Consider the following 26265-nt stretch of genomic DNA (forward strand, 5'->3'; position numbering starts at 1 on the left):
ATTGAAAGCATATCATTTTTTAGACGTGGAGACCTTAACACTTTTTGATGATGTTCAAGAGGGAACCGCTGTAAGCACTGAACAACAACTCGCAGCGGAAAAATCTGACGATCAGCCTATAAGCACATTACAGCTAATAAAAAGGGATTACTATTCTGGTTTTGATAAATATATAATTAAGCATGAAAAGATAAAAAGAAAGCAAGGAAGAGCATACGGCGAAAATCTTATTTTCAACCAATTCGTAGAAAATCACAGTATGAATGCTTATTATAATTCTTCAAAAAAACTTTTTCTTGTTGAGGGAAATAAAGCAGCAGTTAATGATTTTAAAAAGAAGTTTGAGAAGCAGCACGCTAACAAGTTTAAATTAAACAGATCAAATGTAGATTTTCCTTACTTAATACTCCACACACAGAATGTATGGGGCGGATGGTTAAATGGTTTTAACGATGGAAACCTAAAAAGTGTAGCGTTGTATGGGGATCATGTAAATCTTAGTGAAGATTATAACCGTTATGAGGCTGCTGGAAGGCTAAGCTCTCTAAATTGCTCAATCACTTTTGAGAAAAGAAGTTATGATTTTATGATTACAGTAAACAAAACAGTTGTGATTATGCAAAATCGTACAGATGTTGAGGATATAGATCTTCTAATGTTTATAAGACCAATGTTATATAAAGAAATTCCAGAAGAGGGAGAGGGGCTGTAAAAAAACAGTCCCCTTTTTATATATCAAAAAAATCCTCCACCTTTGCTCCAGGATCAATTTTCATAATGGCTCGCATTATCTTCCTTATTATCTCACCAGACGGTACATAGTCAGGTGTAGCACAAATTCTAGACATTGTGTCCCTTAACTCACGTATTATCGGAACGCCAGGAAGCGAGAAATTGAAAGGTAACGTTTGATTTTTACTGAAATTATAAAGCAAAGCTGAATTGGAAGAAGTTCAAGCCCCGTATTTAGTCATAACCGAGGCTAAAAAAACATTAGAGATTCATAGGTCTAATATAACTAAAAATCCATTTAAAGGGCCTTCTAAGCAATCTGATGAACCAGAGATTATTGATCCTATATTTTAGGTGTTGGATTAATGAGAAAACGTGATTAAAAATATACTGGCTGATTTAAACCGTTTCCGGTGCATGACACACGATGATCTTATCAACCTTCACTTTCTGGATTGAAGAACCCTATTACATGCTGCAATACGGTTATGAAGAGACTACGAAGAGACAATATAATTGAAGTGAATACCTCTCAACAACCTTACATCTAATTCCCTTCACTAACCCCTATAAAAAAAGACTCTGCTAAAATCCCTCATTTCTTGAAAATCGTTGAATTCTATAGGTCACTGCTGAACTTTCAGCCACCAGAAACCTTTTTTTTCGAACCAAAATACGGAACCTGACGCCTTTATGATTTGAGAGCGTGCCCCGTTCTTTGTAGAGATTTAACGTTCTATCTATTCCGAAAAGGTTATGATGAAAAGTTTAACCGCTAGGTATCTTATTTCATGAGCAATGAGTGGCAGCAGGAACCCTGGCAACCAGAAGATAAAAAAGTTTTCCTAAGTCATTCTGCTCACAGACACCAGATCCAATTTACCGTGTCATTCAGCCGTTCAATTCATTCAGATTCTGGACATAAAACAGTTATTAATCTTTGCTTCTAGGACTCAGGAAATAAAAAAAGACCCACCGAAAATGGAAGGGATCAAGATAAGTATTGGATATAATAAAAGCCCTTCCACTTATATAGGAGGGGCTTTGTTAATATGGTTTAATAAAATCCATGAAGGTTATTAGAAAGAATATTGAATTCAAGGAAAAAACAACATCCCCGATTGATAAATTTCTAATTTTTCTTCCTAATGGTCTACCGAATAGTGGTATAAAACCCAAAGTATATCTTTGTAAAAGGAAAAGTAAGCCAAAAAGGAAGAGAAAAGAACCTAAAATTGATATATAATTAATCAAATTCAACATCTCTGAACCCCCTCCTAATACCCTGTAATATCCTTTGCAATATTATATATCATTCTTCTGATTTTGATTCGGATTTCTGCTCATCATTTGAATTTAAATTATTATCAATTTCCATTAGCTTTTTAAGTTCATCCGGTGTTTCAACTTTTAATTCCTTCATGTAAGTTTTCAGGACCAAATCGTCATGCTCACGATCCTGCTTAGCATCTAAATAATCAGACACTGTTGTAATGAGACTCTCTACACGAAGGTTTACAGTAGTTTCAACAAGTGGAACTTCAAATTCAACCTCGCCGCCCACTAATAAAATTAAAAGAAATCCTATACCCATCATTGTTTTAACTTTTCCAGTTAAATGAATTTTCCCGGGAGACTGTACGTTTATTTTCACTTCAATATCTGATAAGTCTAATCCTGCTCCAGTTTTTTTATTGAAATCTTTAGCAAGATTAAGAATTTCCGTTCCCATAGGAAAAAGTGTATCAAAAGGTATTTTCCCCTGTGTCCTAACATCTAATATCAAGTGAGCTTCATTTCCCCGAATAAAAAACGTATGCATCATCCTATCAATAAATGATGCATAGTCATTAGCACTACTTATTGTATGTTGTGATTTGAATAACTTAAAAAACTCCATATCCATATCCCATTTAGAAATTGTTTTTATCCATTTAACTCTTCTTCGCTTTTGATACGGACATGGTTTCTTACCGTCAGGTCGCAATTTTTCTACGTCAACCTCTTCTATATAAGGGTCTCCTTCAATTTCACCTATTGTTATCTTATTTGAGCCAGCACTAGGAATAATAACAGTGTCTCCAACCTTGATGTTTTTGACAAAATCGCTAAGCTGATTGGCTAGTCTGATGGGTCTTTTCCGTTCAGGATATTCCTTACTTATTCTCTTTATCACATCGGGGTGACTCAAATTCATTAACTCATCAAGTGTAATCTTGTCCCAACCAATAGCTATAAAACTACCTGTCTTAAACTCATCATAATATCTTCCACCTAGAGTTCTTACCAGCCAATAATTCTTATCTTCATTTATAACAGGTATTATATCTTCAAATTTTAAAATATCCAATTTTTCATTCGCATCCTTTACATTTGCATAACCTTTGCAGTATTTCTTAACATAATTCGCCATATAAGTCATATTTCCTGCAACTATTTAGGTATTTTCTGGTTCAAATTTAACAAGGTACCAGTGATACGATAAATTTCAATATTATTATTTTATATAATTTTACGTATATCACCAAACGGTTACATCATACAATATGATAACAGCGATGACGCTTGAAGCGACTACATTGAACATGACATTTGGAACATTCCTGGGTATATACCGAAAGAGCATAAAAAAACTGAAGCGCGGCAACGCTTCAGAAGCACTTACATGGAAACAAAATAATTAGTGATGTCGTGTCCTCGGTCTTTTATGAGGGCATTTTCTTTATTAGTATAAAAAGAGTACATAACGCAATTATAAAACTGGTCGACTGAAAAAACACGTTGAACCCAAATTGAATTATGTCAATTGTGGCCATTACATCACCTCCTTTTCAAGAGGTACTTTGATTCTCTAATAGTTTATTAAAGAGCTAACAGGATTATTTCTGTTGAAGAAAATAAAAAAGTCCACATTTTTTCATTGAGGAGTTAAGAATGAAAATAAATATCAAAGTTTACTTACACTCAAAAGGAACTAAATTTTTACAGAGTAGAAGCTTCCCTGTCCTAAATTCAGAGTTTAAAAAGGACCCTGACCGGACGGCAGCCATTGCGGCATACGAGTGGATTCAGCAGATTAGAATTAAGTTTGCTGCTAGTGAGGATTTTCTAATAGATCAGGTAACTTATAACGAAGAAATTGATATCACGGAGTTAGTTAAGAAGGTTAGGCCTTTATAAAACAAAAAGGGCCCTCTCTATTATGAGAAGGGTTTATAAAACATTTATACTTTAAGTTCACAATCTCCCGTTTATGTTGCACCGGAGGAGCAAAAGGGGTACAGACGGGTAAAGTGAAAGATAGTTTGCCATTCCCTCTCTTTCCCTATAAAAAAAGCATCCACCAAGGGATGCGGTTCGAATCGTATGGATCTTACCATGTCATATCAGCAAACGGATCATAGTTAATAATCTCATCCTTAATTTGTTTCATATACTCATCTGCTTCTTCCATCGTCTCCAGACGGCGATACTTAAGCGCATAATCAATAGCCGTAGGATTCTTTTCCCATGGGGTTAAGGAGTAGTTAATCTCACCTAGCCTTCGTTCTACATGCTTCGGATGCATCGATGCCAGTTTTTCTAATTCTTCCTTATATGTTTCATAGACGTATGTAACTAAAGACACCTTCTCTTGATTGATTGTCATTAGATGTTCTTCTAATACAAGGGCACCCTGCTCATTTAGGAACTTCAAGCCATAAAGCTCAGATTCATAAATGAGGGTTGCAAGTATCTTCCTCGTGAAGTCCTCACTATCCTTTATAATGTTCAATTCCTGGATATCCAGCAAGAGTCTTTCAATCAGTTCGTGATATTTCTCAAAGAAAGTCTGGGGTTGTAAATGTCGTACATCCTCCGTTAAAGCTTCTTTGTTTGTCTTCATGAATTGCCAAATCATATCTGTTTTTTCTTGTCCATATTCCTTTTCCGCAAACGTCTTCTTTTCCGCAGCTTTTTCTTGTAGTTCTAATTCTTCTTGTTCTTGTTTTTTCCTCCTAAGCTTTCCTATAATATATGATAGTCTGTCTTCCATACGGCTCATTAGTTCAGGAAAAACAAATACCCCATGCTTAAATTCCTCATTCATTCGGATCATAACTAGATCCAGATGAAAGGAATGAAGGATAGGACTATGATACGTATATTCATTTCTCCGATCAATTCCCCTTACATTCCTGGTCTCCCATGACTTAGTAAACTCAAAATCAATGGTCAGCTCCGATGTATTCAAGTCCAAAAAATAGCAAAGGCCTGTTTCGTTATAAATGGCCGTTTCTAAATCTTTTCTATTGCGGGCGTCAGTAATCCCTTGGGCTTTTGAGAATTTCATATATTTAGCTTTATCCAAAATCCAAAAATCTTGTATGCCTACAGATTGATAAAGTTCATGCCTGTTTTCCCAATCCTTTGATGAAAGGGGACTGTGTTGGAACTCAAACGCCCATCGCACTCCTTCCATTCCTTCTCCCGAGTGGATGACAAAAACATCTGCTATTTGCTTCGTTTCAGGTATATATACTTCATATTCAACCACTGCATCCGGATAGTTCTTTCTTATCCACTCAAACAAAATTTGCTTACCTTTAATATGTGAGGTTGTTTCCGGTTCATAATTGGTAACGACACATTCTGAATTAAAATGCGCGAAATGTGATCTATATACGTTTCCTGGTTTAAAAATTACGGTACTTTGACAATTCGGGCAGTGAAGTCGTTTTTCTTTGGATAGCTTCTTTGTACTGTCTACTTCACAATTTGATGCAATGAGCGTTTCTTTATCACTTGTAATACACCTTATCATTCGATTCACCTTTTCCTTTTGATGTTGAATCATGTCCATGAAAAACTTTCTTCGTGAACATCCTCTCTCTTAGTTTGACAAAAACCATGCATCCCCCTCCTTTTTACCCATTAATTAAAACAAAAAAAAAGGATAAAACGAATGGAATTAAAGTCCCACAATTGTTTTATCCAGGAATTCACCTTGAGTCCAATGAAGGCAAAAGTGACAAGTTCCGTATCGTGATTAAAGCTCATTCAAAAGAAAAAGCACCCTCTATAAAAGAAGGCTTACCAGGGTGTGCAATAATTTCAAGGAGTTACTCTCAATCATATTTTTTCCCATTCAATTAATTTCTAATATTCATCCTCTATGTTATGCAGCAAACAATTCAGTGAAAGTAGCTTTTCTTGCTTTCTTATCTGCAGAAATGCCCCGCGCCTTTTCACCTTTATAGGTCAATGACCATCACCTCCCCCTTCTGCTAAAAGATTTATTATTCAGACCTTGAATTTAAGTTAAAAAAACCTCTTATTAATGCATTGCTTTATTTTCACTCATTGTTGTGAAATGTTTTGTTACTTTCTATGTGAGAGATAAGTTTTCCTGTTAAAATTTAATATCGTTTTCTTTCATTAATCTCCCAATTTCAAAAACTGCTGCAAAATCTACATTTTTCACCTCAGATATAACCTCATTATTCTTAAATGAGTAATAATATTCACCATCACTATAAATGTAAGCATATAAATGACTAATATCTATAGCCTTTGAAGACTTAATTTGCCCTTGGCCTTGAATTATACCGGTGCTAATTGAGTGGTTCCCAGAGTTAACCCAAGCAACCCCCATCGGTAACCATAGCTCGACCCAATGATTATAATCTTGCTTCCATGGGCCATTTTTTCTCTTCTCTCCTATTTGTGAAATGCAGTTAATTAGTCTTTCTCTTTTCCATGGCCACGGTAGTACTAAGTCTCTACCCAGTTGTAGCTTTTTGGTTATATTTACTTCAACTAACAAACTCTCGATTGTTATGTCATCAAATATTATTGTCCTCGGGTCCATAAAAATCACTTCAGGGTATAGACTCGGTAATTTAGTTTCATTTTCAGAAATTAATAAACTGGTTAAATAATTCGTTTGTAGATTTCTTCCCAGAAGCCTTATGACATCAAAAATAGGGTGATTGCCATTTTCAAATACCCCATCCTTACTTAACTGCGTTTCACTTATAACTGATTTAGCGAAATCTATTATCAAATTAAAACGAGCAGTTTTATCATTTGTTTTTTGTTTAGAAAACAGTTTTTTTAACATCTGTTCACCCCTTCTTTTAAATACATATGACTGGGGAAACAATTCTTTTCCTAACTTTTTTAATCAGCAAATAAACAATAAAAAATCCTACTCCATTGTTAGAGAAGGATTTTAATTTAAAAATTTACTAGATAGTAATAAATATTTCAACATTCATGAAGCTTCCGACTCGGTAATTACTCCATTATCTCAATACTCCTAACGGTCATTAAGAGTTGTCGAAAAGAAAGAGGGAGTATTCCCCCTCTGCTTTTTCAAACAATCCTTTTTCAATTACAATGCATTAATGTCATTAAAAAATTTCTATCCTTTTCGCATTTTTCTTATTTCTTTAACAACCCCGAACATTATTTAATTCACCTTTACCATGTCTCTCAATGCGCCTTCATACCACCTTTTAGAAAGGGGATAGACTACTTAGAGCCCACCCCCTCTGACTATTTATACACCTGCAGGCTCTTCAGTAATAGAAAGATCTAAATCGTAAACCTGTACTGCTTTATTATCTTTTGGTTTTCCAGTTGCATATTGCTTAGCAATGTATAATGTTGCGTCGTCCATTGCTAATGTTTGGTCGAATTTTTTAATTTCCATTCCTCCACCAATAGCCGCTAGATATTCCCCTTTTACAAAGAATAATACTTTACCTTGAGGAACAAACATTGATTCTGTAAAGATTGGGCTGAATGGAAGACTAGATACATAGGATCCTGCAGCATTTTGAACTGTTGAATTTGCTTTAATACCAAAGCTGTCAAATGGATTAGTGACCATCACAACTTTTCCAGCAATATTTCTCACTCTTTCCTCGCTTCCCACAGTGTGAATAGATAGTTTTTCTACCACGCCTTTTAACTCATTGATCGTAGTGCGTCCAGGTTTGAAGGTTAAAGTACCTGCAGAAGTTTTATCAGGGTATACCATTACCCCATTTACTACTGATCCATTTAAATCCTTCAGCAAACCAATAGGTTGATTATCTCCAGTTCCTGCAACAAAACCACGCTCTAAGCCAACTGACATTGCTTCCACAATCATTGTACGAACATAACGTTCAACCCATACTGGCCCTAGCTTCAACATATCATTAGAGATGGGAATAAATGCAGTCAATTTAAGCTGACTGATAGACTCTTTTCGGAAAGTAGCATTTAGTTGTCCTTTAATATCACCAAAGATCGGACCCCAGACAGCTGCACCTTCTGGATTACCGTAAATAAATTCAGTTACAGCTCCAAGATTTCGAATACCAAGATGTTGCAGTAGTGGATGACTTTGTTGTAAATCCTCAAAAATACGTTCTTGCGTATCTACAGGGAGAGTTTCATTGTCTTTAAACCCACCTTCTTCAATTACTGCATTAAAAAATCTTACTTCCTGTCCAGATAATTGATTTAAACCACGCGAACCACTAAGCATGTCCGTCTGGACTTCTGTACGTATGTTTTTTGTAACCTCTCGTTGTAGTTCATCGAAGTAATTTGTAAAAGCTTCTGTTTGTTGCGATTCGGTACTTTCTGTGTTTGATAATACAGCTGTTAATTTTTCCTTTGCATCGTTCATTCCATTTTTATTATTAAGTCTTATTACCATAGTTAACACACTCCTGAATTTTTATAGTTTATTAGAGTAACTGTTTAAAAACGCTCTTGCGATAGAACTTAAACCTTCTTTTTCTTCACTTTTTTTCTCATTCATAACTTTATTTCTGATACTATCAATTACTTTTTGTGGAATCATATTTGGTGCAGCACTGTAAGCAGAAATTTTGACGGTATTATCGATGAACATAATCTCATCCACCAATTTGTGTTCTAAAGCTTGTTGAGGGCTCATCCAAGTTTCTTCCGCCATCATGGACAAAAGTTCATCTTCAGACTTACCACTTTTAATGACATAGGCATTAACAATTGTTTTATCTGTAGTTCTTAACACTTGGGATGCCTTGGTCATATCTCTATGATCACCATGCCCTAACATAGATGCGTTATGGATCATCATTTGTCCTGTTGGAGATATTCTCACCTTATCACCAGCCATAGCAATAACAGATGCTGCACTTGCTGCTAGTCCAACAATCTGAACTTCAACATTTCCTGAATAGTTTTTTATAGCTGTGTAAATTTCTGATCCATCATGGACATAACCACCTGGACTATTAATTGAAACAATCACATCTTCCCCATTTGCTTCAGCCAAGGCTTTTGATACTCTGCTAGGACTTGTTGCATCCATTTCAAACCACTCATAGATCCAAGCTTCATCATTTGAAATAATTGGCCCTTTGACCTCGATATTGTGTTTCATTTGGTTCTTTCACCTCCTTTTATCGCATTATTTACATCGTTTTCTAACCTAAAAGCTTCTTCATCATTGACTTCTCTTGCCTTCCCCCCCCCCTATATACGCGAGAAATAAGACAAAAATTTGGACAGTCGAGCCCCCTCCCCGGTCCCCGGGTTCCAAAAAAATGACGAAACTTTTTGACCGGGGGGCGTATTTTACTCTCCACATCTTCGGCATTGCCGGTCCCAATGGACCATACAATCAACTCCTTTTATTCCAGTGTTTATATTCAAATACATTGCTAACTTAACCATGGCCCTGTCTCTATACGTGCTGTATGTCCTTGCACTTATTGATGGACTCATGAGATAGGTATACTATATCCATAATGTAATCACTCTCGATGTTTAGATATCGTTCCATAATCAAATGCTTTTCTCGATCTGGCAGCTGACTAACAGCTTGGTCTATCCTTTCACAGAAAGACTTCATATATTGTTGCTGATCAATATATCCTTCGGAACCAATCAGTAATTGATAAAGCCTATAGCTTTCAAACTCTTGCTCAAGAGCTTTCCGGATCTCCTTCTTTTCATCAGCAGATAAAGCCATTGCCTTCATATCATCCCAAGAGCATAAGCAATGGAGATAACAGCTGATTTCTTTTTCTGGTAATAAATTGTTTTCTCTAGGTACATATCCATGTACACCTGAAGGTCTGTAGGGATAGACGGCTGTAGATATTTAAGCTCAATGATTTCACGTTCCACTGCATCTAATCCCTCTGTCAACGCCCTGTCAATCTGTTTAACTTTTAAATCATCCTTAATGTAATTCTCACGAATAGAAGGAAATAACCGGCCTACTCCAGCTGCTTCACATTCTCGTTTGTTCTGCAGCCTTACATTCAATGCTCGGTAAAGTTTTAGTTGCTCCTTTACCATTCTTTGCAAGACCTTATATTCGGCACCGTCCAGGACTTTCTTTTCAGCAACAGATAAAGTTTCCTGTTCCATACAATCCCACCTTCGTGATATAATTCAGGTGGATTAAAAACTTATTATGCATTTAACTTTTCAATGCCTTCACTATTCTCAGTAGTGGAGGTTTTTTTCTGTGCTTCCTGTTCTACCATCCTATCAACGATTTTATCCATTCCTTCGTATGTAATCATTCCGGCACCTTTCGCCTTTCCAGCCAAATACACGAGCATGATTGCCCACGATAGTTCACCATTTTCTTGTAACATTTCCCCATTGAAAATTCGTTTATAAATTTTCCTTTCAGCCAAATTTGGCACTCTCTGACTCCCGACAAGTTCACGTAACTGCTCATAATTTTCGATTTGTTTTTTCGGGTTTTTCATATTAATTTTTCCTCCCTTGTTTAAGTGACTTATTTTCAATAATGATTTGTTTCCCGTTATATTTGATCTTTTTTAAGTAATAACCGGATTTATTAAATGGACTTTCTGCATTTGTGCAATGAGAACTTACATTACCTTGCTCTTTACCATGATGGTGAAAGCGTCCACAGTGATGACACCAAACGCTCAAATTCCCCTCCTGATCTCTTTCAATAGCTAATAACACTGGCGGTTTTTCTTTCTTAAGAACCATAATTCACCTCATAAATGGATAAGTGAAAAAGTGAAAAAACAGCTTTAATTTTGGAAACTTTTTATTTTTTATTTTTCCTATAGAAACTTTTCCTTTTTTGATTCACTTTTTCACTTTTTCACTTTATATTTTCTTTCTTTCTAAAGAAGAAGAATAGTGTTCAAAAGAAGAACGGATACCAATTCCTTGAAAGTAAAATCCTTTATTGTCCTTCTTTTTTCTAAATCCTCTTTCTTCGATTTTTTTATAAAAGGTTACTTTAGGTATTTCTCTTTCTCCAGTTTCGTGGAACCAATCTTCATATCTAAAATACAGTTGTTTAGAATAAGTTTTAGCACTTTCATGAATTGTACAAAAATCACTTATAAAGCTCCCGATAGTGTCCATCTCGCTTCGATAAAGATCAGTTGCTTTTTCAATTTCTTCTGGTGGTTTCAATCCATCTTTTTGCCACTTTAGACAGCCTTCTACAGCCCATCGAAGTATGCCTGATATTTCTTGTTTTAAGAATTTCTCAGGAAGGTTTTTATCCCTTTTTTCTTCTGGAATTGTAACTGTAAATGGTATTAAACGAATCCTTCTCCAGATTCCAAGATCATCGCCGTTAATATCCGGCTTATGATTTGTTGTAAAGAAAATCTTAAACTGTGGTACAAATTCAAACGGATTACCATATAGAAACCTTGCTTGGATAGGCTCCATACCGGTTAATTGTTTAATTAAAGATTCAGCTAACTTTGCGCCCTCCTCAGATTCAGATGCCGCTACTAATCTAGATCCTTTTAGAGTTGCAATATCACTTCTAACAGAATCATTTTTTTTCATTGTAAAGCTGTCTGTATTAGACTGTTTTCCATAGTCTCCTACAAGATGACGGATAGTATCTAAAAAGGTAGACTTGCCATTTTTTCCTTTGCCATGAAGGAAAAATACAACTTGTTCGGTTGTTTCACCAGTTAGTGCATAACCAATTGCTTTTTGCAGGAATTCTATTAATTCATAATTCACGTTTCCATTCTGATCACGCATAATATCCTGAAGGAAACTATCCCATAATGGGCATTTAGCATTTGGATCATAAGCAACTGGAGAAATTTTGTTCATGTAATATTCTCGATCATGTTTCAAAAGTTTGCCTGTCTTCAAATCAATAACTCCATTTGCACAATTGAAAAGCCATTTATTCTTGTCTAAATCATCCGGTAAAATAGGAACCTCTGATTCAGCAAGGGCAATCATTGATTCTATTTTTGCTCTCGCTTCGGAGTGCATAGCGTGCTTTGAAATGGCGGCCCTGATATCTCCATCCTCTTCTTCCGAGGCTTCTTGATATATTTTCCTAACGGTTTGTTTAGCAAGCTGGCGTATCTGATTCGTTTCATCTTCATTCCATTGATTTCCATTCCATAAGTACCATTTCTTAAATGTATTGTTGTATCTAATATTCTCACCATGATGATGAACCAAGCGCTCCGCATTTCCTAAGTCAGTCCTATTGAATGATTGCTTTCTTTTAGTTCTATTGGTTTTAGAGTCATTTTTTTTACTGTACGTAGGCTCAAAATCAGAAACAGTATTTTGCGTTGATATAACTGCTGCATCAATTGTCATTTGGCCATATGTTCTACCATCCGATGAATGCGGCTTGTCCCATTTCTCTCTAAGTAAATTAGATTCACGAAACATCGAATCCATTTTTGCAACATCTTTATCCGCCCAGAAGGCAAGGTGGTTGCATAATGCCATATCTGTGGAAGAATGGTCTCCGTTGATCAGGAGGCCTTGAAACAAATTCTTTATGCTGCCACCACTCTTACTGTTGAACATTCTTTCCCATAGATCCGCATTAGAAAGGGTACTGAAGTCTTCCCGTTCCCTCTGCTCTGTCCTCACTTTTGGAGCCGGCATTTCTTTTTCCTTTAGGTACTTATCAAATAGAATCTTTAGTTCATCCGAACGTTCCACGATTGGGATTTCGCCCAGGCTATCCCCTGTGAAGGTGAAGTATCTGCCATGCCGATATACTTCTAAGCCCATCCCAGGGTTTTTCCGGCCAGTCCCGGGCCCCTTTAATGGCAGCTTACCTTTTGCGATAATATGAACGCCTTGTCCACTTGGGGAATACTCTGTATAGCTCTGGACAGTTTCAATAACATCTTCAGCCAGTTCCGTCAGGGCCCCTTCATTCACACAATGGTCAATATCAATTCCAATGAATGGATCATCTTTGGAAAACATAAATCCTATTCCGTCATATCCACCTTGGTTGTACCGATGAACAATTGATTGAAAAGTAGACCAAGTACGACGATTATTTGATTGGGCCATAGTGCCATCTGATTGAAAAGGAACCTTTGTTTTCTTTCCCTCTCTAACTGTGGATTTCCAGAGAACCCATTGATTAGTGAGTTTTAATTCATTAGGTATATTGTTGAAGTTATTTTGCTGCGTGTTCACTATCCATCAATTCTCCCTCCTATGCAATAAACAATAAATTGCATGCTTGATAACATTTTTTTAATGATGAAGTCCCTCATTCCCTTATTTTTTAACTTTAATTTGGACAGACCATTGATCAATGTACTCCTGAACTTCCTTTCTATTAAACAACCATTTAGTACCAACTCTCATTGAAGGAAAGTTAGGATCAGATAAAAAAAGTTTTTCAATGCTTGGCCATGAAAGAGATAACATCTTACACAATTGTTTTGAATCCATAAGTAATGTTTCGAATTGAATTTTATCCAGTCTTTTTTGCACTTCCTCCAAATAGATGGTTCTAAGTTCATTTTCATCTAGTTTAATTTCAATCATTTTTTCTCCCTCTAATCATTTGTAATCTATTAGTTTACATCCTCGATAAAAAAAATTTCTCTTGGATCTTTATTAAATACCTTTGATATTTTTAAAATAATTTCTCCAGAAGTGTTACTACCATTTTCAATTGCTGATACCGTGACCTTCGTTACACCTATCTTTTTTGCTAAGTCTTGCTGCGTCATGTCGAATTCTTGACTTCTCCTAAGATACTTAACAATATTTTTCATCTCATCACCTCAATTTTGTTATCTGATAGTTTACAACTTTATATTATTCCTAATTAAGTTAACTGTCAACTAATAAATTACAAAAGTCTTTATTTTTGTTATCTTATAACTTACAATATAGATGTAATTACATGTTTTGAAAGGAATGTTATGAGTGAATGAATTCGGAGATTATCTCAGAGAATTACGAGGAAATATGTCCTTACGTGAAGTGGCAGTTAATGCCGGTATTAGTCATACCTATATCCGAAACTTAGAATTAGGAAAAAAGAATGATCCTTCGCATGAAGTCTTAGCTAAACTAGCCAAGGTATATAAAGTTTCTTATGGTAATTTATTATCAAAAAAATTTAAATACATTGATTTTCCAGTTTTACCTGAATATAAAAAAACAGATAGCCAATTTTTAAGTACTATGGAGAGTTTCGAACGTTTCAAATTAGAAGGTGCCCACTTAGACTTAAAAAAAATACTCGAAGGAGATTTTTCAGTTTTCTATGATGAAAAGAAAATTTCATTTGAAAAAAAACAACTTATTCTAGGAATTCTATCAGCATTGTTTAAGGAGGATTAAGCTGTGGCCAAATTTAAGCAGCGCGGTGATACGTGGACTTATTATGTATATCTAGGTATAGACCCATTGACTAAGAAACGAATGGAAATATCAAAGGGTGGTTTCAAGACAAAAAAAGAAGCTGTGGCTGCAGCCCGAATTGTGGAGATGGAAAAAGAAAACGGTACATTAGTAAAGGCATCCCGTATGTCCTTTGAGGAATTTGCTAAGGATTGGCTTAAATCCTATAGTCGGAGCGGAGTGAAGGTCAGCAGTGTTAGAGCCAGAGAAAAAGAAATGAAGCACTTTATTAATGTATGGGGCCCCTTTCCGATTGGTCGCATTACAAAAAAAATGTACCAGGACAGAATCATGGACCTATCAGAAAAATATAGCCGCAATTACATGGACGGGATTCACGCTACCGGTCGAATGATTTTTAAACAAGCTATTGAGCTTGATCTTATGAAAATAAACCCCACTGAAAACTTTAGGTTACCGAAGAAACAGGCAAAGGTAGAAGATTTGGAAAAGGCGGAAGATGAATTAAAGTTTTTGGAGAAAGAGGAATTGGCTAGCTTCCTAAAGCTCAGTCATTCAGAAGGATTAGATATGGATGCCCTTGTATTTACGACACTTTCCTATACTGGTCTTCGAATTGGTGAGCTTCTTGCCCTAAAGTGGACAGACGTTGATATACAACAAGGGAAGCTGCGAGTTACAAAAACGCTGTACAATCCAAATAACAATTATCAAGGTTACCAGCTACTAACTCCCAAAACATCAGGATCCATCCGAACAATAAAGATCGATGAGATGCTTACCAACATGTTTAAAAAGCATAAGATTTATCAAAATGAAATTAAGCTTAAAAATAGCCCAATTTATCAAAATGAGAATTTTATTTTCGCCAGGGATGATGGTTATCCACAATTAAGAAAGGTATTTGAAACAAGGCTAAAGAGGTTGCTTAAGAAGGCGGGAATTGAAAAGAATATAACACCACACTCTTTCCGGCATACTCATACCTCACTACTTATTGAGGCAGGTGTGGGTATTAAAGAAATTCAACAGCGTTTAGGCCATACTGACATAAACACCACCATGAACATTTACGCTCATATGACTTCTAATATGGAAGAAAAGGCCTCTCAACAGTTCAGTAAACTGATGAAAGACCTTCTCCTTTAGTTCGAACTTTGTCTTCTTAAGAGGACAAAACCGAGGACATATTCTGATGCAAACCCCTAAATTCGTTGATTTATCAACGTTTTCAAGGTGTTCTTACATCATGCCGCCCATTCCGCCCATGCCGCCCATGTCAGGCATGCCCATGCCGCCAGCGCCAGCAGGTTCTGGTTTGTCAGCAACAACAGCTTCTGTTGTTAAGAACATAGCTGCTACAGAACCAGCGTTTTGTAGAGCTGAACGAGTTACTTTAGTAGGATCGACGATTCCGGATTCGATCATGTTCACCCATTGTCCAGTAGCTGCGTTGAAGCCAGTTCCTACTGCTTCGCCTTTAAGGCGCTCTACGATTACAGAGCCTTCAAGTCCAGCATTGTGAGCGATTTGACGAACAGGCTCTTCGATTGCACGAAGAACGATTTTCACGCCTGTTGCTACGTCGCCTTCCGCTTGAATTTCAGCGATTTTATTGTATACGTTAAGAAGTGCTGTACCACCACCGGCTACGATACCTTCTTCAACAGCAGCACGAGTGGAGTTCAATGCATCTTCAATACGAAGTTTACGTTCTTTTAATTCTGTTTCAGTAGCTGCACCGACTTTGATTACTGCTACGCCACCAGCTAATTTAGCAAGGCGTTCTTGTAATTTTTCACGGTCGAATTCAGAAGTTGTTTCTTCTAATTGAACACGGATTTGGTTTACACGAGCTTGAATTTGAGCTGTATCTCCAGCTCCTTCAACGATCGTTGTATTTTCTTTTGTAACAACCACTTTAGACGCACGGCCTAATGAATCGATTGTTGCAGATTTAAGATCAAGTCCGATTTCTTCAGTGATTACTTCGCCGCCTGTAAGAGCTGCGATGTCTTCAAGCATTGCTTTACGACGGTCACCGAATCCAGGAGCTTTAACCGCAACAGCGTTGAATGTTCCACGAAGTTTGTTCACAACAAGAGTTGCAAGCGCTTCGCCTTCTACATCTTCAGCAATCAATAATAGCGGTTTACCTTGTTGTACAACTTGCTCAAGTACAGGAAGGATTTCTTGGATATTCGTGATTTTTTTATCTGTGATCAAGATATATGGATTTTCTAGAACAGCTTCCATTTTATCTGAATCAGTAACCATGTATGGAGATGCATATCCGCGATCGAACTGCATACCTTCTACTACGTCCAATTCAGTTGTGAAACCTTTAGACTCTTCGATTGTGATGACGCCGTCGTTACCAACGCGCTCCATTGCTTCTGCAATCAGTTGGCCCACTTCTTCATCAGCTGAAGAGATGGCAGCAACTTGTGCGATTGATTCTTTGTTTTCAACAGGTTGGGAAATGGCTTTCAATTCTGCGATTGCAGTATTGACCGCTTTCTCGATTCCTTTACGGATACCCATTGGGTTAGCACCAGCTGTTACGTTTTTAAGACCTTCGCGGATCATTGCTTGTGCAAGAACCGTTGCAGTCGTAGTACCGTCACCAGCTACGTCGTTTGTTTTGCTTGCTACTTCAGCAACCAATTTTGCACCCATGTTTTCGAATGCATCTTCCAATTCGATTTCTTTAGCGATCGTCACACCGTCATTAGTGATAAGCGGTGAACCGAATTTTTTCTCAAGAACCACGTTACGACCTTTTGGTCCAAGCGTTACTTTAACTGCATCTGCAAGTGCGTCCACACCACGAAGCATGGAACGGCGAGCTTCTTCACTAAATTTAATTTCTTTAGCCATTTATAAGTACCTCCCTAAAATTTTAAGAAAATTTTCGTTCAGTTAAGTATGATGTATAATTAGCCGATAACAGCTAGAATGTCGCTTTCACGTAAAATTAAGTATTCAGTGTTTTCGTATTTAACTTCAGTACCTGCATATTTTGAGAAGATAATTAGATCGCCTTGGGCAACCTCTAAAGCAACACGTTCGCCATTTTCAAGGACACGGCCAGTACCAACTGCTACTACCTTACCTTCTTGTGGCTTTTCTTTAGCAGTATCAGGAAGAACAATACCGCTTGCAGTTTTTTCTTCAGTTTGAACTAGTTCAATAATAACGCGATCACCTAATGGTTTTAACAAGTGAAACAACCTCCTCATATTCTCTTGATAATTTGTTACATGATTATTAGCACTCTTCATCATCGAGTGCTAACACATTTATAATATTAAATAAACCGAGCCTTTTTTGCAAGTATCTTATTGAAAATTTTTTATTAATTTCTGATAAATTACGGGTAAACTACTTTAGCATAATGATTTCCTTAACAAAGTTATTTAAATGTTTCGTTAGGGGGACCTTTAAGTGGAGTTCTGCCTCAATTTTTGATACCATTTTGGAGTATGCGTTTATAGCTTGTCCCCATAACAGGAACGTTCCGAGCGGAATGGGTGACTATAAAAGGAGTTTTCATTTTTGAAAAAAGAATATTGGTTCGTCATCATCACTTATATTGCCATGCAATTATCCAGTATTGTTGGGGTGCCCATTTTCATGCTGATCGGGTCTTATACCGGAATGCCGGATGATGAACTCCAAGTGAAATCTGCAGCATACTGGATAGTTTTCAGTTTTCTCGCTGCTTTATTCTTGATTCTTTTTTTAATGAGAAGAGACATGAGGGAAAAGGTAGACACGAGAAATCAAACTTCCGTTTCCATGTCCATATTATGGGCAATTGCAGGAGTGTTCATGGCTCTTTTTGCGCAAAGCATTGCCGGAAGCATTGAACAGATGCTTGGGGTGGAATCTGAATCTGAAAATACGCAGCAACTCATTTCACTCATTTACAAAGTCCCCATGGTCATTTTCGTCACTTCAGTAATTGGACCTATATTGGAAGAATTAATTTTCCGGAAAATCATTTTCGGATCACTTCATAAACGCTTTAACTTCTTTATTTCAGCTTTAATCAGCTCAGTTATTTTCGGCTTGGCGCATGGTGAATTTGAACATCTTCTTTTATATACGGCAATGGGCTTCACTTTTGCTTTCCTTTATGCAAAAACAGGCCGCATTCTCGTATCAATGAGCGCTCATATTGCGATGAATACACTTGTCATCATCCTTCAAGTGGTATATCGGAAGGATATAGAGAAGATGATAGATACTGCACAGGCCTTCATCGGAGGTTTATTATGAAACGTCAATCACCCTTATTCATGGGCATCATCTATGCAGGCTTAGGAGCTCTTTTTACCGCTATCGCGATTCAAACCGTCAATTCTTCTGGATGGGGACTCTTCGCCTACATACTTGTCCTTATTGCGACTCTTGACTTTGGATCGGGCTTACGCATGATCATGCTGCACTTTAAGATTAAAGCCGCACAAAAAAATAAGAAAAAATAAAAAAACGCAGCAGCATTTCAGACTGTAGACCAATTCGATTAAAATTGAGTCTACAGTTTTTTTTATTTAATAAAAGTTCCAGTTGCTTGAAGAAATCCGCTCCCTTTCCGCCGACTGTCTGCCAAACCGCAACAAAGCAAGCGTCTGTGGGGGCTCGGCTAGCCAGTTTTTCGGCAGGAGTGACGCAAATTTCTTCAATCCATTGAGCGATTTCATAAAACTGTAAAAAACCATGAAGAATAATCTATCCTAAACATCGTCCTAGGTTAGAACAACCTATAAAAATCTAGTTGATTGTAACGGAAGGTGCGAGACTCCTGCGGGAAAAGCGCGTCCAAGGGAGACCCCACAGGCGCAAGAGCGCCGAGGAGGCTCCCGGACCGCCCGCGGAAAGCGAGTGCCTGGAGTGGAAATTAACGTTTAAATTGTACCTCCCAAAAAAGGTTAAAAACATGAAGGATAATCAATGTTGGTTTTAAAATCTAAGTTCGGGATGAGACCGTTCCGCCTCCTTTAGTGTATAAACTGAAAAGCTGCAATAAAAAAAACGCTGCAATGATGCAGCGTTTTTTTCATTCCTCCAATGCGGCTTCTTCCACTATTGGGTAATGTTTCAGGAAGTAGATGAGCGACTGAAGCTCCACGGCCAGGTCAATATGGTGGACCCTAATGGATGGAGGCACGGTCAGCCGTGCAGGTGTAAAATTCAATATTCCTTTTATATCGGCTTTGACTAGACGATCGGTTATCGTCTGGGCTACCTGTGCAGGCACTGTCAATATAGCCGCAGTAATATTATTTTCCTGCAATAGTGTATCGATTTGATCCATATGATAGATGGGCACATCAGCTATTCGCTTGCCGACCTTTTCTTCAGAAACTTCGAAAGCCATTTCAATTTTTGTATTATTATTTTTCATGAAATTGTAATTTAAAAAAGCGGTTCCTAAATTTCCTACCCCGATTAAAGCGACTTTGGTCAATTCATCTTGATCTAGTGTTTTTCTGAAGAAGGATAATAAATAATTGACATTGTAGCCGTAACCTTTTTTCCCAAGAGCGCCAAAGTAGGAAAAATCACGGCGTATGGTGGCAGAATCCACTTTTACAGCTTCGCTTAGCTCTGCAGAGGAAACTCTTTGTTTGCCTGAGGAATGTAAGTTCTTTAAAAATCGATAATACAATGGCAACCTTTTGGCTGTTGCCTGCGGTATCTTTGGGTCATGGTTCATTGTTCTTCCCCGCCTTCACACATGCTTTTCAACTTAATTCTCTATCTGTTTGTTTTACTTGTCTTTTAAAGTCGTTACTGGAAACTCCGCCTGTTTTCTCCACTAAGAATGTAGGCCCGATCACCATTCCCTTATCAAGGGCCTTACACATGTCATAAACAGTCAAGGCCGTCACGGATGCAGCTGTTAACGCTTCCATTTCCACACCTGTATTCCCTTTTGTCTTAGCTTGCGTTTCAATCCTAAGCCTGTATCCTTGTTCTTCTTTTTCCCACTCAAAGGCTATATTGACCCCTTGCAGAGCAATGGGATGGCACATCGGAATGATATTGGATGTATTTTTGCTGGCCATTATTCCTGCAACCTGTGCAACAGCCAGTACATCGCCTTTTTTCATTTTCTGGTTCGTGACCAATTCATATATTTCATCATTCAATAAAATGCTCGATTGAGCTACTGCCGTCCGGGTTGTTTCTGGCTTAGCACTCACATCGACCATTTTGGCCCTGCCCTGTTCATTAAAATGCGTTAAGTCTCCCATTTAAGTAACCCCTCCTAAATCATACACTATTATTCCACTTTATGTAACAGCTTTTGTTTTACCATGGAACCAAGCTGTTGCCGATAATCACTAAAATACGTTACACTATCTATAATCAATTGAGGTGAAATCTATGATTTTATTACAAATCAATCAACTATCGAAATATTATGGAGCTGAACTTATTTTATCAAATATGAAGCTCGAAGTTCAAAATAAAGATCGAATTGCACTTGTCGGCCGAAATGGCGCCGGAAAATCCACTCTGCTAAAAATCATAGCCGGGCAGCTTTCCCATGATGGCGGTGAAATTATCAAACCAAAAGGCGTCACAATCGGCTATATGGCCCAGGATACGGGATTGGAATCCGAACTGACGATTTGGGATGAGATGCTGACCGTATTCACGGACCTTATAGAGCAGGAAAAGGAACTGCGTCGCCTAGAGGCTGATATGGCCAGACCTGACATCTTTGAAAACGAAACGATTTACCAAAAAGTGCTGAATGAATACGACACTTTGATGGTGGCATTCAAAGAGAAGGGCGGTTATCAATATGAAGCGGATATCCGTTCCGTATTGCATGGGCTTCAGTTTGCTGACTTTGACTATTCTACCCCAATTTCCACTTTAAGCGGCGGGCAAAAAACAAGGCTTGCATTAGGAAAGCTGCTTTTAAGGAAACCGGATATATTGATTCTGGATGAGCCGACGAACCATTTGGATATCGAAACCCTTTCTTGGCTTGAACAATATTTACAAAGCTACCAGGGAGCTGTCCTTATTGTTTCCCATGACCGTTATTTTTTAGATAAAGTAGTAAACCTGGTATATGAGATTTCCCGGAATAACATGAAAAAATACCATGGTAATTATAGTTCCTACCTAGAGGGAAAAGCGGAGGATTATGAGCGGGACATGAAACTGTTCGAGAAGCAACAAGGGGAAATTGAAAAGCTTCGCGACTTTGTTCAACGTAATATCACGAGGGCCTCCACCACGAAAAGAGCACAAAGCAGACGCAAACAGCTCGAAAAGATGGATGTATTGGACAAGCCGCAAGGTGATGAAAAATCCGCGAATTTTTCTTTCCAGATTGAAAGGCAAAGCGGAAATGAAGTACTTCACCTCCAGGACTTGGCTATCGGATACGAAGGGGAAACGGTATCAAAGAATATTAATTCCCGTATGACTAAAGGGGAGAGCATAGCTCTTGTTGGTCCAAATGGAGTTGGAAAATCGACTTTATTGAAAACGATCATTTCTAAGCTGCCTGCACTTTCTGGGGATTTCCGTTTTGGAACGAACGTAGAAGTCAGCTACTACGATCAAGAACAGGCTAACCTTGTTTCCAATAAACGCGTACTCAATGAATTATGGGATGACTATCCCCTTAAACCGGAAAAGGACATCCGCACCGTACTCGGTAATTTCCTATTTAGCGGGGACGATGTTTTGAAAACCGTTTCCACACTAAGCGGAGGCGAGAAGGCCCGGCTTGCTCTAGCCAAAATGATGATGGAAAAAGGGAATTTTTTAATTCTTGATGAACCAACGAACCATTTGGACCTCGATAGTAAATTGGTGCTTGAAAATGCTTTGATCGATTATCCGGGAACCATTCTTTTCGTTTCACATGACCGTTATTTCATAAATCGGATAGCAACGAAAGTGATAGAGCTCTCCAAAGACGGCAACGAAGAATTCCTCGGTGATTATGATTACTATTTAGAGAAGAAACAGGAGCAGGCGGAAATCCAAGCACTTGAACAGCAGGATCAAGCTAAAACTTTAGATGCAGCTGTAGAAAAAACAAATTACAAAATTGATAAAGAAGCAAAAAAAGCTGAACGCCAGCGAAAACGGCGCATTGAGGAAATCGAGGCAGCCATGGAGCTTCTTGAAATCGAAATAAGCGAATATAATGATCTCCTTTGTGATCCAAATGTTTTTCAGGACCACGAAAAAGTGATGGAGGTTCAAACAAAGCTTGATATTGCACAGGAAAGTTTGGACCAGCTGCTCGAAGAATGGACTGAACTGGAAGAATGACAAAAGACCGGGTCAATCGACTCGGTCTTTTTCAATTCAAATCAACAAGTTATCCACAAACTTGTTAACAAACCACTTACCGTTCATTAGCCAATAATTCAAGTTATGCACATTATCCACAGAAACATATCCACTTATCCACAAAAGCACCACTTTATACACATGCAGTAGGATGAACAAAAAAACTTTATCCACAGAATATTCTATTATTTTATTAACACGATAAAAAGACAGGATGCCGAAGTGCGGGATCCTGTCTTCTCGTCAATTAAAATGCTTCTATATCCAAGCCGGGATTTCCGTTCAAATCCAAGCCAGATCGTTTTCCTTTTTCAAACATGACACTGCCAGCAGCACCGATCATGGCGGCATTGTCCGTACAAAGATAAAGGGGCGGAATGGATATATCCATTGGTAAATCCTTAAAAGCTTCCGTTAATGCTTCCCTAAGACCTTTATTTGCCGCAACTCCTCCAGCAAGCAATACCTGCTTCACATTATATTCCTTTGCAGCTTTTACAGCTTTCATTACAAGCACTTCTATCACGCTTGCTTGGAAACTTGCCGCTAAATCTTTAGGTTCGATTTTTTCCCCGCGCTGTTCTGCATTATGCAAAGTGTTGATCACCGCCGATTTCAACCCGCTGAAAGAAAAATCATAGCTGCCATCCAACCATGCCCTAGGCAATTTCAAAGTTAGTGAGCCTTCTTGCGCCAGCCTATCGATATGAGGACCGCCAGGATAAGGGAGCCCCAATGTCCGAGCCACTTTATCATACGCCTCTCCTGCTGCATCATCCCTCGTCTCCCCTATCACTTTGAAAGAACCCGGCTCTTCTAAAAGCACCAATTCCGTATGTCCTCCCGAAACGACTAAAGAAAGAGCAGGATATTCGATCTCCTGAATAAGCCGATTTGCATAGATATGACCGGCGATATGATGCGTACCGACAATCGGTATTCCATGTGCGAAAGCTACAGCCTTCGCCGCATTCACGCCAATTAATAGTGCCCCTACAAGGCCTGGACCTTCTGTAACGGCAATGGCATCCAAGTCTTCATATGTCACACCGGCTTGCAGCAGTGCTTCTTCAAGAACAATCGTAATTTGTTCTACATGATGACGGGAAGCTATTTCAGGAACGACACCGCCAAAACGTTTATGGCTTTCGATTTGTGAAGCCACGACATTACTCAGTATCTCCGTACCATTTTTTATGACAGCTGCCGCAGTTTCATCGCAGCTCGTTTCAATACCTAATATAAATTGATCTTTTTTCATGTAAAATTCACCCACATAACATAAGCATCTTCTTGATTGTCTGTATAATAATTTTTTCGGATTCCGCCCTTTTGGAAACCTAGTTTTTCATAGAGCGAAATGGCTATTGCATTACTGACACGGACCTCGAGCGTCATCCTCACCACACCCATCGAAATGGAGATTTCAATCATCTTCCTGAGCAAAGCTTCTCCTAACTTTTGCCCTCGGTATTCTGGCAATATCGCTATATTGGTAATGTGCGATTCATCAATGACGATCCAGGCACCGCAATAACCGGCGATTTTACCTTCATCCTCTATCACCATGTATACAGCATATTGGTTATGATTCAATTCATTAAAAAAAGCTTCCCGGCTCCAAGGCAAAGTAAAGGACTGCTTTTCCACGTTTAGCACTTGGTCGATATCTTCCGTATTCATTTTTCGGAACGTCAATGTTTTACTCATAATAATCGGTCGCTTTCCTTGTTTATTTCCCCTGCTGTTCAAGCCACTTAGCTTCTGCTTCAGCCATGCGGATATAATTCGGTACAAACTGGTGAACATCCACTTCAGTCTTATCAAGACCGATGAAGGCCAGTTCGCTTGGCCTTGAATTATATGACTGTACCGGAGCAAATACCGCCAATTCCCCTAATGCATCCGTAATTGCATCCCGATGGATGTCCACATCTTGACCAACAAATAAAACAGGACGATTTAATTCCTTTAATTGATTCGCCCACTCAGAGGATAGAATATTACAATCTTCTATGACTGTCTTTAAAGAATCCTTCTCCATTTCATATAATCCAGTATAAATCTGCCCTCTTCTTGCATCGAACAAGGGAGAGATCCCCCCGTTAAAATAACGTCCATTAGCCGCTAAAACCTCTAAGCTGGAAACACCTGATAAGGGAATCTGAAGCGTCCACGCCAAGCTTTTCGCTATCGTCACTCCAATCCTGACCCCTGTATATGAGCCTGGACCTTGAGCTACCACTATCTTAGTCAATTCCTTCGGTTTAGTATCACAATCCCTCAGCAGTGTCTCAATTGCCGGCATTACCCGCACCGAATGATTTTTCTTTAAATTTGTCGTATACTCACCAATTACTTGATTCTCGTTTACTAGGGCAATCCCTAATGTAAAATTCGATGTATCTATAGCTAAAACCTTCATCAAATAATCTCCTTACATAACTTTACATATCGTTCGCCTTTGGCTTCCAAAACAATACGCCGGCTGGTATCGCCCAGGCGATAGATAAAAATGGACAAGATTTCCTCTGGAAGGTGATCCTTTATTAAATGAGCCCATTCAACGACAGTCACACCATCACCATCAAAATATTCATCAAAGCCTAGATCTTCTTCCGATTCACTTACCCGATAGACATCCATATGATATAAAGGCAAGCGGCCCATGTATTCCTTTATTATCGTAAAGGTAGGGCTATTCACCATTCTGGTAACACCTAATCCTTTAGCCAGCCCTTTTGTGAATGCCGTCTTCCCTGCACCCAAGTCACCTTCTAAAGCCAGCACATCTCCACTGGAAAGCTTTTGTGCCAATCTATGCGCAAATTGCGCGGTTTCTTCCTCACTCTGAGAAATCCATTCAACATGTTGCATATATCAATCACCTTTATCATTATTAGGAAACGTCCTATTGTTCATGTCCATAACCATAAACGCAATATTATGGAACGAAAACCATTCTATATGTAGTTTACCTTGTTTCAAAAGAAGAAACAAATAAGTTAGGAACATAATTAATCGAATTTCAGATAAAACAAAAAAACGAAACCTAAGTTTCGTTTTTTCCATGATTGCGGGGACAGGATTTGAACCTGCGACCTTCGGGTTATGAGCCCGACGAGCTACCGGACTGCTCCACCCCGCGACGGTATAAATGTTGCTTTTATAAATATAGTGTTCCCATTTATTCAAAAAGAATACAAAGATTATAGCTTGGCGGCGTCCTACTCTCACAGGGGGAAACCCCCAACTACCATTGGCGCTGAAGAGCTTAACTGCCGTGTTCGGAATGGGAACGGGTGTGACCTCTTCGCTATCGCCACCAAACATTTAATCTTTTTAGAACATTTATTATCATACCATGTATGAAATCAAAATGCAAGAAGAAATTTTCATTCCTTCAAAACTAGATAATAATAAGAAGGTATTTCATTTTTCAAAAAGCGTTGGTTAAGTCCTCGATCTATTAGTATCAGTCAGCTCCACATGTCACCATGCTTCCACCTCTGACCTATCAACCTGATCATCTTTCAGGGATCT

26 protein-coding genes, 1 tRNA gene, 2 rRNA genes and 1 pseudogene are annotated in these 26265 nt (G+C 38.2%); 7 read left to right on the top strand and 23 right to left on the bottom strand.

The genetic code is table 11. The features are described 5' to 3' along the window. Position 1: 1 nt before the first annotated feature. Positions 2 to 712: a hypothetical protein gene (locus MPH60_RS26275; RefSeq protein ID WP_241593761.1), complete on the top strand. Its 711-nt coding sequence runs from the start codon at positions 2 to 4 to the stop codon at positions 710 to 712. A 1332-nt stretch (positions 713 to 2044) separates the two neighbouring features. On the opposite strand, the gene MPH60_RS26280 is transcribed toward MPH60_RS26275, so the two are convergent. Next, a complete protein-coding gene (locus tag MPH60_RS26280) occupies positions 2045 to 3145 on the bottom strand; it encodes a restriction endonuclease (protein ID WP_241593760.1) in 1101 nt (366 codons plus the stop codon). A gap of 521 nt (positions 3146 to 3666) precedes the next feature. Here MPH60_RS26280 and MPH60_RS26285 point away from each other — a divergent pair. Next, positions 3667 to 3912, top strand: a complete 246-nt coding sequence (locus tag MPH60_RS26285; protein WP_241593759.1) for a hypothetical protein — start codon at positions 3667 to 3669, stop codon at positions 3910 to 3912. 193 nt (positions 3913 to 4105) lie between these two features. Here MPH60_RS26285 and MPH60_RS26290 read toward each other — a convergent pair whose 3' ends face one another. The 11 genes and pseudogenes from MPH60_RS26290 to MPH60_RS26340 all read right to left on the bottom strand — a co-directional run bounded on the left by MPH60_RS26290 (position 4106) and on the right by MPH60_RS26340 (position 13787). After that, complete coding sequence (locus MPH60_RS26290) at positions 4106 to 5536, bottom strand: competence protein CoiA (protein WP_241593758.1); 1431 nt, start codon at positions 5534 to 5536, stop codon at positions 4106 to 4108. Between the two features lie 588 nt (positions 5537 to 6124). After that, positions 6125 to 6835, bottom strand: a complete 711-nt coding sequence (locus MPH60_RS26295; protein ID WP_241593757.1) for a DUF6710 family protein — start codon at positions 6833 to 6835, stop codon at positions 6125 to 6127. 441 nt (positions 6836 to 7276) lie between these two features. After that, on the bottom strand, positions 7277 to 8428 hold the full coding sequence (locus MPH60_RS26300) for a phage major capsid protein (protein WP_241593756.1): 1152 nt from the start codon (positions 8426 to 8428) through the stop codon (positions 7277 to 7279). Between the two features lie 101 nt (positions 8429 to 8529). After that, positions 8530 to 9142, bottom strand: a pseudogene (locus MPH60_RS26305) (head maturation protease, ClpP-related); the annotation flags it as partial. Positions 9143 to 9445: 303 nt separating this feature from the next. Next, a complete protein-coding gene (locus tag MPH60_RS26310; protein ID WP_241593754.1) occupies positions 9446 to 9733 on the bottom strand; it encodes a hypothetical protein in 288 nt (95 codons plus the stop codon). Between the two features lie 5 nt (positions 9734 to 9738). Beyond that, positions 9739 to 10137, bottom strand: coding sequence for an ArpU family phage packaging/lysis transcriptional regulator (locus MPH60_RS26315; RefSeq protein WP_241593753.1), 399 nt, complete (start codon positions 10135 to 10137; stop codon positions 9739 to 9741). 44 nt (positions 10138 to 10181) lie between these two features. Beyond that, positions 10182 to 10487 (bottom strand): hypothetical protein, encoded by a 306-nt coding sequence (locus MPH60_RS26320; RefSeq protein ID WP_241593752.1) that lies wholly within the window; start codon positions 10485 to 10487, stop codon positions 10182 to 10184. Between the two features lies 1 nt (position 10488). Next, positions 10489 to 10740 (bottom strand): hypothetical protein, encoded by a 252-nt coding sequence (locus tag MPH60_RS26325; protein ID WP_241593751.1) that lies wholly within the window; start codon positions 10738 to 10740, stop codon positions 10489 to 10491. A 123-nt stretch (positions 10741 to 10863) separates the two neighbouring features. Next, the gene (locus MPH60_RS27930) at positions 10864 to 13197 is read right to left on the bottom strand and encodes a phage/plasmid primase, P4 family (protein WP_241615883.1); all 2334 of its coding nucleotides are present in this window, start codon (positions 13195 to 13197) and stop codon (positions 10864 to 10866) included. A gap of 84 nt (positions 13198 to 13281) precedes the next feature. Further along, complete coding sequence (locus MPH60_RS26335; protein WP_241593749.1) at positions 13282 to 13554, bottom strand: DNA-binding protein; 273 nt, start codon at positions 13552 to 13554, stop codon at positions 13282 to 13284. A gap of 29 nt (positions 13555 to 13583) precedes the next feature. After that, complete coding sequence (locus MPH60_RS26340) at positions 13584 to 13787, bottom strand: helix-turn-helix transcriptional regulator (RefSeq protein ID WP_241593748.1); 204 nt, start codon at positions 13785 to 13787, stop codon at positions 13584 to 13586. Between the two features lie 154 nt (positions 13788 to 13941). On the opposite strand from MPH60_RS26340, the gene MPH60_RS26345 reads away from it, so the two are divergent. Together MPH60_RS26345 and MPH60_RS26350 are read left to right on the top strand one after the other, a co-directional pair. Continuing rightward, positions 13942 to 14361 (top strand): helix-turn-helix domain-containing protein, encoded by a 420-nt coding sequence (locus MPH60_RS26345; RefSeq protein WP_241593747.1) that lies wholly within the window; start codon positions 13942 to 13944, stop codon positions 14359 to 14361. 3 nt (positions 14362 to 14364) lie between these two features. After that, positions 14365 to 15531, top strand: a complete 1167-nt coding sequence (locus MPH60_RS26350) for a site-specific integrase (RefSeq protein WP_241593746.1) — start codon at positions 14365 to 14367, stop codon at positions 15529 to 15531. A gap of 93 nt (positions 15532 to 15624) precedes the next feature. On the opposite strand, the gene groL is transcribed toward MPH60_RS26350, so the two are convergent. Together groL and groES are read right to left on the bottom strand one after the other, a co-directional pair. After that, positions 15625 to 17262: a chaperonin GroEL gene (groL, locus tag MPH60_RS26355; RefSeq protein ID WP_101225605.1), complete on the bottom strand. Its 1638-nt coding sequence runs from the start codon at positions 17260 to 17262 to the stop codon at positions 15625 to 15627. A 59-nt stretch (positions 17263 to 17321) separates the two neighbouring features. Beyond that, positions 17322 to 17606 (bottom strand): co-chaperone GroES, encoded by a 285-nt coding sequence (gene groES, locus MPH60_RS26360; RefSeq protein ID WP_101225604.1) that lies wholly within the window; start codon positions 17604 to 17606, stop codon positions 17322 to 17324. 334 nt (positions 17607 to 17940) lie between these two features. Between groES and MPH60_RS26365 the strand changes: the two genes are divergently transcribed. Both MPH60_RS26365 and MPH60_RS26370 read left to right on the top strand, forming a co-directional pair. After that, the gene (locus tag MPH60_RS26365) at positions 17941 to 18666 is read left to right on the top strand and encodes a CPBP family intramembrane glutamic endopeptidase (protein ID WP_241593745.1); all 726 of its coding nucleotides are present in this window, start codon (positions 17941 to 17943) and stop codon (positions 18664 to 18666) included. After that, on the top strand, positions 18663 to 18875 hold the full coding sequence (locus MPH60_RS26370) for a YdiK family protein (RefSeq protein WP_034306342.1): 213 nt from the start codon (positions 18663 to 18665) through the stop codon (positions 18873 to 18875). Before MPH60_RS26365 ends, MPH60_RS26370 begins: the two co-directional genes overlap by 4 nt. A gap of 572 nt (positions 18876 to 19447) precedes the next feature. Here MPH60_RS26370 and MPH60_RS26375 read toward each other — a convergent pair. Next, the gene (locus MPH60_RS26375; RefSeq protein ID WP_241593744.1) at positions 19448 to 20107 is read right to left on the bottom strand and encodes a redox-sensing transcriptional repressor Rex; all 660 of its coding nucleotides are present in this window, start codon (positions 20105 to 20107) and stop codon (positions 19448 to 19450) included. A 28-nt stretch (positions 20108 to 20135) separates the two neighbouring features. Beyond that, positions 20136 to 20648, bottom strand: a complete 513-nt coding sequence (gene moaC / locus MPH60_RS26380) for a cyclic pyranopterin monophosphate synthase MoaC (RefSeq protein WP_241593743.1) — start codon at positions 20646 to 20648, stop codon at positions 20136 to 20138. A gap of 133 nt (positions 20649 to 20781) precedes the next feature. Between moaC and MPH60_RS26385 the strand changes: the two genes are divergently transcribed. Next, a complete protein-coding gene (locus MPH60_RS26385; protein WP_241593742.1) occupies positions 20782 to 22701 on the top strand; it encodes an ABC transporter ATP-binding protein in 1920 nt (639 codons plus the stop codon). A gap of 268 nt (positions 22702 to 22969) precedes the next feature. Here the strand turns inward: MPH60_RS26385 and tsaD are convergent, their stop codons facing one another. From tsaD to MPH60_RS26420, 7 genes are all read right to left on the bottom strand, one after another. Beyond that, complete coding sequence (gene tsaD, locus MPH60_RS26390) at positions 22970 to 23983, bottom strand: tRNA (adenosine(37)-N6)-threonylcarbamoyltransferase complex transferase subunit TsaD (protein WP_241593741.1); 1014 nt, start codon at positions 23981 to 23983, stop codon at positions 22970 to 22972. Continuing rightward, a complete protein-coding gene (gene rimI, locus MPH60_RS26395; protein WP_241593740.1) occupies positions 23980 to 24432 on the bottom strand; it encodes a ribosomal protein S18-alanine N-acetyltransferase in 453 nt (150 codons plus the stop codon). The genes tsaD and rimI overlap by 4 nt, the downstream gene beginning before the upstream one ends. A gap of 22 nt (positions 24433 to 24454) precedes the next feature. After that, the gene (tsaB, locus tag MPH60_RS26400) at positions 24455 to 25147 is read right to left on the bottom strand and encodes a tRNA (adenosine(37)-N6)-threonylcarbamoyltransferase complex dimerization subunit type 1 TsaB (protein ID WP_241615884.1); all 693 of its coding nucleotides are present in this window, start codon (positions 25145 to 25147) and stop codon (positions 24455 to 24457) included. Continuing rightward, on the bottom strand, positions 25147 to 25599 hold the full coding sequence (gene tsaE / locus MPH60_RS26405; RefSeq protein ID WP_241593739.1) for a tRNA (adenosine(37)-N6)-threonylcarbamoyltransferase complex ATPase subunit type 1 TsaE: 453 nt from the start codon (positions 25597 to 25599) through the stop codon (positions 25147 to 25149). The genes tsaB and tsaE overlap by 1 nt, the downstream gene beginning before the upstream one ends. A 197-nt stretch (positions 25600 to 25796) precedes the next feature. Beyond that, a tRNA-Met gene (locus MPH60_RS26410) sits at positions 25797 to 25870 on the bottom strand. Positions 25871 to 25936: 66 nt separating this feature from the next. Then, positions 25937 to 26052: ribosomal RNA gene (rrf, locus tag MPH60_RS26415) — 5S ribosomal RNA — on the bottom strand. Between the two features lie 119 nt (positions 26053 to 26171). Beyond that, a 23S ribosomal RNA gene (locus MPH60_RS26420) occupies positions 26172 to 26265 on the bottom strand; the annotation flags it as partial.

Source organism: Peribacillus sp. Aquil_B1 (assembly GCF_022603275.1).
Classification (GTDB): Bacteria; Bacillota; Bacilli; order Bacillales; family DSM-1321; genus Peribacillus.